The organism is Bradyrhizobium genosp. SA-4 str. CB756 (genome assembly GCF_000473125.1).
GTDB classification, from domain to species: domain Bacteria; phylum Pseudomonadota; class Alphaproteobacteria; order Rhizobiales; family Xanthobacteraceae; genus Bradyrhizobium; species Bradyrhizobium arachidis.
In genome coordinates, this window is the sequence record NZ_KI421499.1 from 9784245 (window position 1) to 9799187 (window position 14943).

The 14943-nt window shown below is 64.6% G+C and carries 6 protein-coding genes; all 6 read left to right on the plus strand.

Annotated elements, in window-relative coordinates; genetic code table 11:
• The first annotated feature begins 199 nt into the window (after positions 1 to 199).
• The 6 genes from BRAGE_RS0147365 to BRAGE_RS0147390 all read left to right on the plus strand — a co-directional run bounded on the left by BRAGE_RS0147365 (position 200) and on the right by BRAGE_RS0147390 (position 14934).
• Complete coding sequence (locus tag BRAGE_RS0147365; protein WP_231164117.1) at positions 200 to 2887, plus strand: PD-(D/E)XK nuclease family protein; 2688 nt, start codon at positions 200 to 202, stop codon at positions 2885 to 2887.
• Complete coding sequence (locus tag BRAGE_RS0147370; RefSeq protein WP_027562683.1) at positions 2884 to 6219, plus strand: UvrD-helicase domain-containing protein; 3336 nt, start codon at positions 2884 to 2886, stop codon at positions 6217 to 6219. The genes BRAGE_RS0147365 and BRAGE_RS0147370 overlap by 4 nt, the downstream gene beginning before the upstream one ends.
• A gap of 191 nt (positions 6220 to 6410) precedes the next feature.
• Complete coding sequence (locus BRAGE_RS0147375; protein ID WP_027562684.1) at positions 6411 to 7703, plus strand: hypothetical protein; 1293 nt, start codon at positions 6411 to 6413, stop codon at positions 7701 to 7703.
• 68 nt (positions 7704 to 7771) lie between these two features.
• Positions 7772 to 11260 carry a hypothetical protein gene (locus BRAGE_RS0147380; protein WP_199820247.1) on the plus strand — a complete coding sequence of 1163 codons (3489 nt, stop codon included), beginning with the start codon at positions 7772 to 7774 and terminating at the stop codon, positions 11258 to 11260.
• Positions 11253 to 13922, plus strand: a complete 2670-nt coding sequence (locus tag BRAGE_RS0147385; RefSeq protein ID WP_027562686.1) for an RNaseH domain-containing protein — start codon at positions 11253 to 11255, stop codon at positions 13920 to 13922. Before BRAGE_RS0147380 ends, BRAGE_RS0147385 begins: the two co-directional genes overlap by 8 nt.
• A 70-nt stretch (positions 13923 to 13992) precedes the next feature.
• Positions 13993 to 14934 carry a 5'-nucleotidase gene (locus BRAGE_RS0147390; protein ID WP_035730807.1) on the plus strand — a complete coding sequence of 314 codons (942 nt, stop codon included), beginning with the start codon at positions 13993 to 13995 and terminating at the stop codon, positions 14932 to 14934.
• Positions 14935 to 14943 lie beyond the last annotated feature (9 nt).

The window sequence follows — 14943 nt, forward strand, 5'->3', positions numbered from 1 at the left end:
TCGAATTCCCCGGAAGCTGCAATAAACCGCAGGACTGCATTTCGGATTTCGGGAGGCATGTTTATACCTATCGTCACGTCGAGACCTTAAAAGTGGTGGAAACCGCCGCCTTATTGATCGGGTGAAGTTGCCGAAGGATTCAACTCGTGAGAGCATTCTACGTTTTTCAAGGATTCAGGCTGCGCTAGGAATACTCCTCTTGAGGCGCACCCAAAGCGGGGCTTTTCGTCAGCAGATGCAAGTGCGCAGAACGGTGGTCGTTCATACGATCCTCGCCGGTCATATGGTTCGGGTAGATGCCGCTCGCCGCAACGAAGCCGGCGTGCAAGTCGTGACCATGGGCCAGCTTGCCGCGAGGCTTGCTGGCGGCCTTCTTCAACCGGTCGATCTCAACGTCCTCAAGCAAGCTGTCATCGACGCGCTTCCGGACGTTGCGATGGGCGAGCTCGAACCTATTAAGGGTCTGCCGGGAATGCCAGCGGCCGTTAGCGCCACCTTCGACAAGGCGTGGCGCGCGGGAATTGATCTGTCGGACGTCGGCCATCCGCGGACCGACGCATTGGCCTCGCTCGAGCAGGCGGTCGTCCAGCGCTTGCCGGCATCGATGAAGCGTCCGCGCGATCTGGTTGAGATGGCGTTGCGACGCATTGGACATGCGCGGGCCGTAATCGGTCCTCTCGAAATCCAGGGCCACAGCGAGATGTCGCCGTGCTGGCGGCCCCTCCTGATCGCGCTCGCCGGAACCATCCCGGTGTCGTGGATCGCCGGCCCGAGGCAGGTGCCGGATTGGCTGAAGGGCACGAAAGTTGAGGTGGTGACGGCACCGGCGACCGAGCCACAGCCGGAGGTGTTCTCCTGCGCAAATCAGCTTCATGAGGTCGGCGAGGCTTTCCGCTGGATGAGGGCGCTGCTGGCCAAGGGTGTATCGGCATCGGACATCGCCATCGTGGCGGCCAGCCCCGGTGACTACGACGATCACGTTTTCTCAACGGCGCGCGACGCCAATTTCCCCATCCACTTCGTGCACGGCGTGAAGGCGCTGACCACCGCCGACGGGCAGGCGGCCGCAGCTCTGGCGGAGGTGCTGATCAAGGGGCTGTCTCAGGAACGGGCGCGCCGCCTACTGTCGCTGATCCAGAGGGGGCCGCTACGCGACTTGCCGGCAGGGTGGATGCGACTCCTCCCCGTCGACGCTCCGCTGACCTCGGCCGAGCGGTGGGACAGGGTGTTGAGGCAGGCGGACGACGCCGAGTGGCCGGATGGCAAGAACCGGACTGCTGACGTGATGGAGGTGATCCGGTTGCTGGACCGGGGTGTGGAGTCGGCGGAGCTGGCTGGAGAAGCCCTACTGAGCGGGGTTCAACGGTCCTTGTGGCGGCGGGCGCTGCGGGAGGGGCCGGCGCAGGCCCTGCCGGTCACCTTGGCGGGGTTACGTATCGAAGACGGCATCGAGCCCGCCGCCAACGCGATCTGGACGTCCGCGATTGCACTTGCTTCTTCTCCGCGACCGCACGTCTGGTTGCTGGGACTGAATGCTGGCCGATGGCCCCGGCGGATTTCCGAGGACCGGCTCATTCCGGATCACGTGCTTCCGATCGAGCGGCTCGATCCTCTGCCAATTGCGGACGGCGACAAGCGGGATATCCAAACGATCGTTGGCACTTCGCAAAGCGTCGCGATTTCGTTCAGTCGGCGCGACGCCGAGGGCCGCATGCTCGGGCGCTCGCCGCTGATCTCCGATATTCCTAGTCCGGAGACCTATCTCGACCGCGCCGGCGCCCCCGAACACGCCTTCAGCGAAGCTGACCGCCTTCTGGCTCGTCCCTCCGAGTTTTCGACCTTGCCGATCGCAGTCTCCGGACTTGCGTGCTGGCGCGACTGGCATCGCAGCGAGATCACGGCCCACGACGGCCTGATCGCGCCAGCGCACGCGCGGTTGAAGAAATTGCTGGAGCGTCCGTTGTCGGCGACTTCGCTGAAGCTGCTGCTGCGAGATCCGATCCGCTTCGTCTGGCGTTACGGTCTCGGTTGGAAGGCCCCCGAAGACACTGACGAGCCACTGACGCTGGACCCGAATGCCTTCGGGACGTTCGTCCACGCAGTGCTCCGCGAGGCCGTCGAGCAATTGGAAAGAGATGGAGGGATCGCCGGGGCTGACCAGGCGCAGATTGAAGCTGCCCTTGTCGCCGCCCGCGAGCGCGCAGTCGCCTCCTGGGAGAATGCACAACCGGTGCCGCCCGAAGTGATTTGGCGTAGCGCCACATCACGCGCGCATGCGCTTGCGGCTGCTGCGCTGGCATACGGAGAGTCATTACCGAACCAGAAGACTTGGTGCGAAATCCCGTTCGGAAAAGCGGACCCGAACAGCAATGGCCGCGATCTGCCCTGGGTGCTCGGCGCGCCTGTCGAGATTCCGGGGACCGGCCTCCTGATCGAAGGACAGATCGACCGTCTTGATTTGTCGGGTGACGGCGCGCGCGCACGCGTCACCGACTACAAGACGGGCAAGCTCGGTAAGAAGATGGACGAAGTGGTCATCAAGGGAGGTGCCGAACTCCAGCGCTGCCTCTATGCCTTCGCTGTCAAGACGCTGCTCGGCGGCGGCGTGGCCATCGAGGCCTCGCTTCTCTATCCGAACGCCGCCGAAGGTGATCAGGCGCTGTTTCCGCTGACGGACCTCGACGGGACGCTGGCGAAGGTGTCGTCCGCGGCGGTTGCCTCGCGTAACGCGCTGCTGGCCGGCGTAGCGCCCCCGGGCGAAGACGCATCAAGCGACTACAACGATCACGCCTTCGCGCTACCGGCCAATGCGGGATACCTGCCGCGCAAGCTGCCGCTCGCGCTGACCGCGCTCGGGCCCGCCGCCGCGGTGTGGGGGGAGCCATGAAGATTATTCCGGATCTCGCCGCGCGCCTGACCGCGCTGACGGCCGTCGAGCGAACCTTGCTGGTGGAGGCTGGCGCCGGATCGGGCAAGACGTCGGTCATGGCCGGCCGGGTCGCCGTGCTGTTCGCGCGCGGCGTCGCTCCGAAGCGCATCGCCGCGATCACTTTCACCGAATTCGCCGCCAGCGAACTCCGTCTGCGTATCGAGAAATTCACGATGGCGCTCGCCAACGGAGAGGTGCCCCGCGACTTGGTCCAAGCGTTCCCAAAGGGCGTCCCGGAAGCGGAGAAGGCTAACGTCCACCGCGCCTACCAGTCCTTCGACCAGCTCACCTGCAGCACCATCCATGGCTTCGCGCAGGCGTTGATCAAACCCTATCCGGCCGAAGCAGGAATCGACCCGGGAGCGAACGTCGTCGATCCCGTCGAGGCAGACCTGGCCTTCAAGGAACACTACGAGGCCTGGCTGAAGAAGGGGCTGTCCGGGGATGCCGGCGATGGCCTGATCGCCCAGATGATTCTCGCGAGTGAAGCCGCAGGATTGAAACTTGTCGAAGAGGTCGCGCAGTTCCTGCGCAAGAACCGGGACGCCCGTTGCGCGCGGGCCGCGTGGTCGTCCCGCGCCATGATCGAATTCGCAGAGGCGACGACACAGTTCGAAGCCGATCTCGCCAGCTTCGCCTACTGCGAGGAGAAGACGGCGGCCGCATGTCGGGCGTTGCGCGTTCTCGTCGATCTTCTAGGCGGCTCCGGACTGGCTGACGCCGTGCCGAGTAACGTCGCTCTGATCGCGGCGCTCGACTTCGAGCGCGACGAAAGCTGCTTTACCCAGGCGGGCGGGCGAAGGGCGCTGCAGACCAAGACGAAGTGGCAGGACGCCGCCGCCAAGGCGGGCCAGTCGAAAACCAGCGGAGCGGCGGCGTTCGACGCGATCCTTCCGCGGTACAAGGCTTGCCACGACGCCCTGGAGGCGCTGCTCGGCGCTATCGCTGGTGAACTGCTGTCGCGGCTGTGCGAGGAGACGCGGAGCCTTCTGGAGCAATGGCGCGACTACAAGCGGGGTGCGGCGCTCCTGGACTTTGACGACCTGCTCTACACCGCGCGCGACCTGCTGCGGGACCACGGGGCCGTGAGGCGGGAGCTGTCGCAGCGTTTCCGGCACGTCATGGTCGATGAATTCCAGGACACCGATCCGCTGCAGACGGAGATCATGTGGCTGATCTGCGGGGATGATTGCGTCGGAGACGATGCGCTGGCCCGTCCGCTACGCCACGGCAGTCTGTTCATGGTGGGCGACCCCAAGCAGGCGATCTACCGTTTCCGCGGCGCAGACGTGAATGCCTACATCGCCGCACGATCGGCGGTGGACGCTGGCTCGCAGATCAAGATCACCGCTAACTTCCGGTCAGTCGAGCCGATCCTCGATTTCGTCAACGCGCGATTCGAGCCGGCGCTGTCCGCCACCGGGCAGCCCGGATTCTCCGAACTGTCCCCGATCCATCCCGCGATCGGAGGCAAGCCCGGCGTGTGCGCACTGGACGTCGTGGTCGATGGCGAAAAGCCCAAGGCCGCCGCGATCCGCGACGCCGAGGCGGTCGCGGTCGCCGACTTGTGCGACAGGCTGGTCGGCAATCTGGAGGTCCGCGACCATCACACAGGCGAGATGAGGCCGTGCCGTTTCGGCGACATTGCCCTGTTGGCGCCGGTCGGCACCGAGCTCTGGCGCTTCGAGGAGGCGCTGGAGGATCTCGCAGTCCCGGTTTCGACCCAGGCAGGCAAGGGCTTCTTCCGGCGGCAGGAGATCCAGGATCTGATCGGGCTGACCCGCGCTCTCGCCGATCCGCGCGACACGCTGGCCTTCGGCGCGTTGCTGCGCGGACCGCTGGTCGGTCTCTCAGAAACCGAACTGCTCGACATCTCGGAATCGCTACCGTCCGATCCGGAGCGGCAAGGGCTGCCGATACTCACGATCCGGACCGATCCGGCGAGCGTGGCCCATGCGCTCGCCAAGGACGTCCTGACGAAGCTGTCGTCGCTGCGCAAGCGGGTGCGTACCACGACGCCGTACGCGCTTCTCGCCGACGCGATCTCGGCGCTCCATGTCCGCGCGCAGATCCGGCAGCGGTTCAAGGCCGGCGCCGAACGGGCGGTCGCTAACGTCGATCTCTTCCTCGATATGGCGCGGGCCTACGACGTCCGCGGCCTGCGGGCGTTCGCGAGCGATATGCGGGCGAACTGGGAGGAGGCGGTCCGCCAGGTCGAGGGCCGGCCCGACGCCGAGCAGGAGGCGGTCTCGCTGATCACCGTCCACGCGGCCAAGGGGCTCGAATGGCCGGTCGTCATCCCGGTCAACATGACCGGCACGCCCAAGGCCGAGTCGGGCTTGGTCCAGGACCGCTCGAAAAACCTGTTCTCGATCCCGATCCTCGGCGTCTGCCCGGCGGACCATGCCGATATCGAGGCTCGCGCCGACGAGGAGCAGCGGCGCGAGCGCGTGCGCCTCTGGTACGTGGCCGCGACCCGGGCGCGCGACCTGCTGATCCTGCCCAGGCACTCCGCCGACCTGTCGGACAAGTGCTGGGCGAAGCTCGTCGATTTGGGCGTCGCCGGTCTCCCGGCGATCAAGCCAGATGACGTCGGCACTGCGAAGGAAAGGAACATCGCGCACCGGGAGAACGGCCAAACTCGCGAGACCTTCGCCGCCGAGGCGGCCGCAATCTTCGATGCGCGCAAGACCGTGGTCTGGCGTCGGCCGAGCCGGAGCGAACTCGACCAGGTGGACGAGGCGGAAGCGAAGATCGAAAGCGGGGCGATTCCGGAAACCGCCACCATGGAGCCGGCTGCCATTCTTGGCAGTTCGACGCGCGGCACCATCCTTCACAAGCTAATCGAGGAGGTGCTGACCGGAGAAACCTGCGACGCCATGGCGGACCTCGAAACGCGGGCCGCTGAACTGGTCCGTCAGGCGGGGCAAGAGCCGGCGGCGGACCCAAAGCTCGGCATATGCGCCGACGAGCTGGCCTCTACGGTGCTGCGGACGCTCGCCCTTCCGGACGTCGCGACGCTACGGCCGCGCCTCGTCCCCGAGCTCCCGCTGTTCGGAAGTCAGACCCACGAAGGTGAGGAGATCCTGCTCTCCGGACAGGTTGACGCGATCGCGTTCGATGACGCCGGTGCTATCGACGCCGTCGTCGATTGGAAGAGCGACGTGGCTCCGGACGCGTCGAGCATCGGTCACTACAGGCAGCAGATCGCTGACTATCGGAAGCAGACCAAGGCCAAGCGGGGGCTGCTGGTCTTCATGACTACCGGGCAGGTCGTCGATGTCACTTGAGCAGCCACGGCTGCCGCTCAGGAGCCATGGGATTCGGTCGCCGTTGGCGGCGACACCCCGATCCTCTTGCGCTCACCCGCCTCTTTAGCGGGTCCGGATACCCAAATCGGCCAACCTGTGCCGTTTGGGGACAAACGGCTTGCAATGAGACACTTGAGACAGTACAGTCTCATCTGTCTCAAGGGCGACTCATGGCCACAAAGTTCGAAATTCGCTGCCAAGCCTTGTTCGGCGAAAAGCTCGGAATGGGGCGCCGATGGAAGACGGCCGCCGCGCAGGCGCTCGGTATCAGCCGGGCCACCCTGTACCGCTATTTCGAGGACGACAGCGACATTCCGACGGACGTTCTGGCCCAACTGGGCAAGTTGGAGAGCGGTGACGACCAGCGACCCGCTTCCGCCCAGGATCTGGTGACCTGGTTCGCGCGAGGTCTCCTCGACGTTCAGACGCAGATCGATGACTACGGGTGGCTCAAGGACGGATATCCGCCGTCGCTTCAGCGTGGTTTTGACTTGGCCGCTGCGAGCAATCTTTCGTCCGGACAGGCGGACTGGCCCACGAACCTGTCCGATCTCGCGCGCCTCGCGCAGAAGCCGCTCTACGAATGGGCGGGCGACATGTCCTGGGATACGGACGGACAATTCACGGCGTCGCGGTTGATCGAGGCGGGTGAAATCACTCCGGCTTGCGCCGACCTCGCGATGCCTGGAGCGGACCCCGAGGCCGAACTGATCGAGAATGCCGGTTACAAGCTGCTGCGGGGGGTCTGTATGGACCGTCGCGACGGCCAGGACGTCTACGTGGCGGTCCGGCGCACCATCATCGAAAACCCCGTACTGTCGAACTGGACCGCGGTCGTGCTGACGCACCCGCGCCTGGCGACGGTAGACCGCATCGATCAGATCATCGACGCTTTCTACCACCGCATCCCCGAGGCGCTTGTCGTCGACGGCAGCCTGCCGATCTGCGCCGTCAGCGGCACGATCCTGCGTCGCGAGTCGACGGGTTTCCACACCGAGTGCCGCGCTCCCGACGCGATCCGCCGCGCGAAAGCGGGAGACATCAAGCGCTTGAAGTGGCGGGTCGGTGCCATGCATCTGCGACGCCCATTTCGGACCTACTGGTGCCTGCCCGGCAAGACCGAAATCGAAATCGAGAAGGCGCTCTCGAAGGCTGGCTGGACTTGCTCGCTCTGGCCGGATCTCGATCGCGTCGACTTGACCGCGGTATCCGCAGACGGCAAGCGGAGAATCGCCGTCGACGTAAAGGACTATCTGTCGCCTGAGCATCTGGCGGCACGCTTTCCTGGATTCCGCGAGTATGGAGCCGACCACGAATGCTTCGTCGTGGTGCCGGACTATATGCCCGAGGTCTCGCGCGGCTATCGGCTTCGTTTCGAAGCCGTCCGCGCTTCGTACGCGAAGACACCAGTCGAACTGCGGACCACCTCTGAACTCGTCGCGCAGCTGGAGGCTGTGCGATGAGATCCGATACCGAATTCGTCGCGTCGTACCGCAAGGCGCTGGCCATCGTCGATCCAGCGACGGAAGACATGGACGTCGAGGAGGTCCGCGCGCTGGCGCAGACCGAACTGTGCCTCGCGTTCGTCGAGAGGTTTCTCCCCGACGAACGCCTGCGGTCGGTGCCGTTCCTGATGATGGGATATCCGAAGCTGCTCGACGACGCCGTTAAGCCGGAGGCCCGCGGCGCGATGGCGACGCTGCGTCACTTGTGCTCCCGCTTCGGATCGGTCTCCGCATGGCTCGACGCGACCGCGCAGTACGCGAGAATGCCGGCGACCATCCGCTGCCACGACGTCGCAGCCGACAAGGCCCGGCGGCGGGCCGCAGCGCCTCGGGCGCTCATCGAGCAGATCGACCGGACCTTCGCCTGGCAGGTGCCATGGTCGTCCCGGAAGCTCCGCATCGCCGACCCGGGTGAAGCTACCTTCACAGTCGATCACGGACGGACCAGGCTGATCTATCGCATTCCGTCGGTCGTCGCCGATCAGGAAGACCAGCTTCGACACGATCTCTCGCAGCGCAGCGTCAATCCGCCGATCAAGATCAGCCTGAAGAAGATGCTGGAGATCGCCGAACGGGTCGACGCGCGCGAAGGGCAGCTCGACTGGCCGAAGGAAAGCCTGCCTCCGCTGAGGCTCGTCGAGCGTCTGCGGAAACTCAAGCCGGAAGACGTGTCGGGATTTTTTGACGGCAAGGACATCACCCTGGAAGGGGCGGTCCATGTCGTGGGGATGCTGTCGTCTGGGAAGTCCACCCTGGTGCTTGGGCTGCTTCTGGCACTGACGCTGGGCGGCAGCGGGAAGCGGATCGCCGTCCTGTCGACGGACACGATCCAGGGAGCCGTGCTGGCCGCACGCCTGCGGCACCACGGCGTCAAGGCGACCGTGCTGGCGAGCCTGCGCAATCGGGAGAAGCACCTCAACGCGATCTACTGGCAGCGCGGTCTCGATCCGACCGGCTGGTCCCTGTCGTCGCTGGGAGATCTGTCAGAAGGATTCAGTACCGCGTGCCCTCTCGATGGCACGCAGCAGGCGCCAGAGATCGCCGAGGGCGCCGCCGACGCGCGGGCGAGATATCCGAAATTCACCGAGAAGCAATGCCATAGCCTCAAGCAGAAGGCGGTGTCGGCCGGAGGCGACGAGCAGGACGACATCGACGACGTCGGCGACAACTCCCAAACCAGATCGTGTCCGCTGTGGATGAAGTGCCCCGCCCAGGAGCAGCAGCGCGACTTCGTTAGTGCCCAAGTGACGATCATGACGCCGCAGGCGTTCGTCCACATTACGCCCGACAAGTGGACGACCGACCGCCACATCACGATCCCGGAGCTTCTTCAGTACACGGCGGATCTCGTCATCGTCGACGAGGTAGACGGCGCGCAGAAGGTGTTCGACGACATCTTCGCGCCGAGATCGCCGATCATGGGCGATGCGCCCGACGTCTACGCTCCCAGCATCGGTCTGCGCTCGTCCGGTGCCCTCCGCGACAAGAGCGGCGCCCAATTCCGCAAGCCTGTCAACACGAAGTGGCAGTCGAACTTCTACGTATTCTTCCGTCTGATCGGCACGATCTACGCGATCCTGCAGAACGAACGCGAGGCGCTGACGGCATTCTACGAAAATACGCCGTTCACCGCCGGCAGTATCCTCTACGAACTCTGGCGGCGAAGGATGGAGGCGAGCGATCCGTCGGTCGACCTGACGTTCGACAATCCGGAATACGAAAGGCAATTTCTCGAGATCATCAAGGTCGCCGGCGCGATCCGTCACTATTCGAACCGCTCCTCCGTCTCTGAAGATAGCGACGAGGAGGATGATGCGGGAGCCGGGCCGAAGTTCACCGACCCGGAGTTCGCCGACGCCGCCGAGGCGCTGCAGGAGGTGGCTCGGCAGATACTGGTCGCCGACTACTACGAATCCCTCCTCGGCGAGATCGGCGAGAAGCTCGACGGTCGGTTGAAGATACTCAATGCCATTGACGAGACCGGAGCGCCGCGCAAGCGGCTAGACCGCCGCAGCAACGCGCTCGCTCTCCTATTGGCGACCGTCACCGACCTCGCTCTCAGCCACTACAACTGGCTGATCAAGACCCAACCGGCCGTCGCGCGCGATTTCGACATCGACGAAGGGCATCTGTTGGGGCGAACGAACAGCCTGCTCAAGCACTACCGGACGCTGCTGCCGTCGAACCCGGCCGGCGCCGCGTTCGGCCTGTTCTACGACGAGCCGGCGAACGACTCGCGCACCATGGGCGGCAAGCTGACGCTGATCACCCATCTCGGCGTCGGCCGGCATCTGCTGACGCATCTGCATGACCTGCTCGCCGCCGAAGGCCAGGCCGGGCCGCACGTGCTGATGCTGTCGGGAACAAGTTGGGCCGGGGGCAGCGGCCGCCGGCAGAACCCGAAGACCAAGCGCCCCATGGACACCGCCTCTCCGTCCTTCGACGTACAAGTGCCAGTGAAGGGCGTACTGCGACAGCCGGACGCCGAACTCGATGCGATCGGACATTCGGTCTTCTCGCTCGTCAACATCAAGGATCAGGACGGCCAGCAGATCCGGATATCCGGAATGAACCAGAAAGACCGCCGCACCAATCTGTCCGCGATCGCCGAGCGGTTCGCGACGCGGCGCGACGGAATGAACCGGTTCGAATCCGATTGGTTCAGGGTCGGGGAGAAGTGGCGCGGCTGGAGCGAGACGGCGCTCGAAGACCGCCGGCGCAGCCTGCTGGTGACCACCAGCTACGCCGACGCCGCGACCGTGGCGGAATCGCTGGCGGCCCAGCTCGAGGCCAACGGATACACCGGCTGGAAGGTGTTCTGCGTGGTCCCCGACCGCGCGGACGACGAAAGCGACGTCCGCCTGCTGCAGGCACGCCAGATGCCGCGGTCACTGATCGAGCGGTTCGGTCTGGAGCTGGAGAATTCCGTCATCGTCGCGCCGGTCCAGATCGTCGGTCGTGGACACAACATCCTCAACCGTCAGGGCAGGGCCGCCATCTCGACGATCTACTTCCTCCACCGACTGCACCCGCGTCCGGACGATCTCGCCCCGACGATCGGGCGGCTCAACAGATTCGCCCAGGAGCGTTTCGACAAGGGGGTGCTCTCCGCCGACGGCATGTCCACGCGGGCCAGGCGAATGCGATACGCCGCGACGAACCTCGTCAAGCAATCCCTGGAGCGCGGCCGCTTCGGCTACCGCAGCCTTCCCGCGGAGTTCAAGGCGCAGTTCGCATGGGATCTGCTGACGCCGATCTGGCAGACGGTGGGACGCGGCATACGCGGCGGATGTCCGGTCTTTGTCGGCTTCGTCGACTACGCGTTCGCGCCGCACTCGTTCGACGCGCGGGAAGGTGGCGATTCGGGAGACTCGAGCGTGCTCGTCCAATGTTTGTACCAGCTCGAGCAGGCGATGACGACCGGAAGCGACGAGTCCGCGCGGGAGGTCGCGAAACTGCTCTACGAACCTTTCCATGATGCACTGGCTAAAACGGAGGGACTTCGCCGTGGCTAACGTCGATACGCTTCAGGTCGCGGTGTGGACGGCAGAGAATCTGCCGGACGAGATCCCAATGGTGCGCTTCGCGCTGCCGTCCAGGGCGCACGAAATCCTCGCGCAGTGGTTCAGGGAGAAGACGAACCGCAGTCCCGACCAGCCGGTCAACGTCATCCTCAGCGGTCTTTCCGAAGTCGTCGCGTTCCTGGTGCCGGAGACGGCCCACATCAAGTTGGAGCGCAATGGCGGCCCGTCTCGACTGTCGCTGTATTTTCTGGCGGAAGACGTCGTCGACCGCGACGACCTCCGACAACGCGTCCGCGCCTGCCTGGCGCTCTGGATCGGTCTCGTCTACCCGAAGAAGGATCCGGACCTGCGCAGCGACATCGCGAACGCGGTCGACGACGACGCGAACTGGACAACGCTCTCTGTCGACACGGCGATGCGCAAGCACGACGGCACCTGCGCGGCGGCGGTGGACACAAGGCTCTACGACGCTTTGACGTCTCTCGTAGCACGTCGCCTCGCCGGCAGGAGCATCCAATTCGCGACGGGGCAGGAACGCACGATGGTCCTGCAGACTCCGCAATCCGCCCTCTACGGCGGTGTCGAACTCGTCGCGTTCCCGCCGACGCGAGGCAAAAGCGGGTCGGACGCTCTCTGGAGCGAAGTGATCACCATCTCGACGGCCACCTTTCCGGAGCGGAAGGAACAGGGCATCCACATCCTAGCGCGGCCGTCGATCCGAAACTGGGGTCCCGTGCGAAGCTACGACAGACGGGAGGATCCGTCGCGGTCGCTGGACGTGTTCGTGCCGCCGGCCGGCGGCGAGCCGGGCTTTGCCGGCTATCGTCATGCGACGTTCCGCTACAAGGCGACGGTCGATTGGAAGGCTGTCATCGGTCACGGCGCCCCAAAGGAGATCGTCGCGAAGTGGGATTCGCAGAACGAGCATCGCGTGTTCGAACTGGTCGGCCGTCTCGCCGGCGCCGCGCAGATCGCCGCAGCGGACCTCACGCACATAGTGGTCGGCGAGGAGGGACGATGGGTCCTGCCGCGTCTCGCACCCGGCAGCGGCGACCGCTTCATGGCTGGCGGCAGCGGCGTGGGCTGGCCCGATCGGCAGGACATCGCCACGGCGATCGACAAGCATCTCGAACCCGCCGGTTTCCAGCGCGCCGCGCCCCTGACGCGTCTGCAGGGACGGATGCCAGTCAAGGGCCCGTTCAGCAGCGTGCCGGCGGACCGGAGGGACGAAGCTCGCGGCCTGCGACGCGCCGCTCTGTCCAGGGTGCTGAACGCGATCGGAACGGCCGGGCGAGGTCTGGACATCGTGGTCTTCCGCTTGCAGGACGCCACGCCCCAGGCCGTCGCGCAGGAGATCGGCGAGTATCTCGGCATCCCCGAACGGGTGAACGGCGAGTCTCTCGTCTGGAACGACGGCCTGCGCATCAACGTGATTCCCGCCGTTTCCGGCGTGCTCGCGGAGGCGTTGCCGAGGATACAACTGACGGCGGCCGAGGAGGCTGGCAGGAACGACAAGCAGCAGGCCGAAATCCGTCGCTCCAAACAGGAAGAGGCCAACAGCCGGGTCGCCGCCGAGATGCGGGCCCACGTCAAGTTGGCCCGTGCGGGAACGACCGAGATCGGCTGCGCTATCCTCGAAATGCCGTCGGCCCATCGTGGCACGGGCGCCCTGGATCCTTACGCCGTAGCGCGAAGCGAACTCGCCAGCGAGCGCCTCCTCCCTCAGGTCATGCTCGTCGAGGACGACGATGGCGAGGAGAACCCCAAGATCCGCGCCGCGGTGCGCGACCTTTTCAGGATGCTGGGCGTCCTGCCGGTGTTCGAGGAGGAGCTTCCCTACGGCGTGGCGGCCATCGCCGCGATCCAGCGGAACGCGCAGACCGTCGGCGGCGGGACGATTAAGTCGCAGGCATTTCCGCTCGCGGTGCGCACCAAGGACGGCATTCTCGAATGCGCGATGCCCCAGGACAGCGGCGAACCCACCTGGATGCCGTACGCCGAGGCCGCGTTGTTCATCTTTTCCGGCGTGAACGAGAAGTTCCGGCGCTCGCGGGTCGACGACAACGTCGCCAAATTCCACACGTTCTACGGCGCGGTCCTCGATCAGCTCAATAGACGGGGCGAGACCGTCGTGCTGGCTGACATGGACACGCTGGGCGAGAAGTGGATGCAGTCGATCCAGAACGGCCGGCTGATCTTCGACCGCATCGAGATCGGCAATCGGGTCTTCACGCCCGCTGACCTTCGCAACGTGCGTCTCATCCGGCTCTCGGCGACGTCGAACAAGCTTCCGACCTACTACGTGGACGATGAGACGCAGTGGCCGACCGGCATGTTCACGTGGGGCCCCGACGCCCGGCGCACCGGCTACGCCCTGAAGAGGAAGCCGGTCTCGGCAAAGACCGTCGGTCGCGCCATGCCGATATCCCGCCACCTGCCGACCGGCGACAACAAGGCCATGGACAACAAGCCGCGGAAGATCTCGTCCGTCGACGAGGTGTGCATCGCCCTGTGTCAGGACGGCGACGATTTGACGGAGCTTAAGCTCTTCACCCACCGGCTGCGATCGGTGCACGCCCAGTACGACGACGACACCGTCTCGCCGTTCCCGTTGCACGAGCTGCTTCTGTTGGGAAGGGCGGTTACGTCCTAGTCCAAACGGTAGCGAAGCTGTGTTGGCCTGCGAATCCTCGGCAGTCCGAGCACGCGATAAGGCATTCCAAATGAACGACATCCGCGAAGCTCTTAGATCTCAACCGTTACGGATGGGTATTTCCACTCGCTCCCTATTCAATCTTGAGGAGGAGCATGCAGTCTTCGTGAACGAAGGGGTGCAGGCCTACGCAGCGCTGCAACTCGACCGAGAAGACGCACTCATCGAGAAAGGGCCCGGATTCGAAGTCGTAGAACGACTTTTGAGGCTAAACGAGCCGGATCAAAAGCCATATGTCGAGGTGTACTTGCTCTCAAGGAATTCACCAGACCTCTCCCTTCGAGCGTTTAATTCCATAGACAAATACGGACTCGGAATAAAGGCCGGCAGCTTCACTAGTGGTCGCCCGCTCGGCCCCTTCATTTCGGCGTGGGAACTCGATCTTTTTCTTTCCAATGAAATCATCGACGTAAGGGCGGCGATAGATGCTGGCGCCGCTGCAGCGAAACTCGGAATAGCTCCCCAATCTCGCCAAGAAGATCCGGGCGATGAAGTTCGCATCGCGTTTGACGGCGACGCAGTCGTGTTCAGCGCCGAATCCGATGAACTCTACAAAAATCACGGCTTACAGGCATTCCTGCAGCACGAACGGGAAAACGCGAAAACGCCGATGTCCGGCGGACCATTCGGCAAGTTCCTACAAAAGCTTTCGATCCTGCGGCAGATTTTCATGAATGATCAGGGCGTCAGCAGAGTTCGAATCGCAATTGTAACGGCACGCAATGCACCTGCGCACGCCCGTGTAGTGCACACGCTAAGAGCTTGGGGAACGCCCGCCGACGAAGCACACTTCGTGGGGACTCGTTCTAAAACACCAATATTGGAGGCACTGGGCGCGCATATTTTCTTCGATGACCAAGAAAAGCACGTGCTTGGGGCCTCTCACGTCGTGGCGGCCGGGCACGTTCCCGGCCCCCACAACCCCGATGAGCCGATAATTCCTGCGGGATAGCCCTTCGGG

Bases quoted from the DNA above. Each gene is read 5' to 3' on its own strand.
- BRAGE_RS0147390 (WP_035730807.1), top strand. From the start codon at position 13,993: ATGAACGACATCCGCGAAGCTCTTAGATCTCAACCGTTACGGATGGGT.
- BRAGE_RS0147375 (WP_027562684.1), top strand. From the start codon at position 6,411: ATGGCCACAAAGTTCGAAATTCGCTGCCAAGCCTTGTTCGGCGAAAAG.
- BRAGE_RS0147370 (WP_027562683.1), top strand. From the start codon at position 2,884: ATGAAGATTATTCCGGATCTCGCCGCGCGCCTGACCGCGCTGACGGCC.
- BRAGE_RS0147380 (WP_199820247.1), top strand. From the start codon at position 7,772: ATGGACGTCGAGGAGGTCCGCGCGCTGGCGCAGACCGAACTGTGCCTC.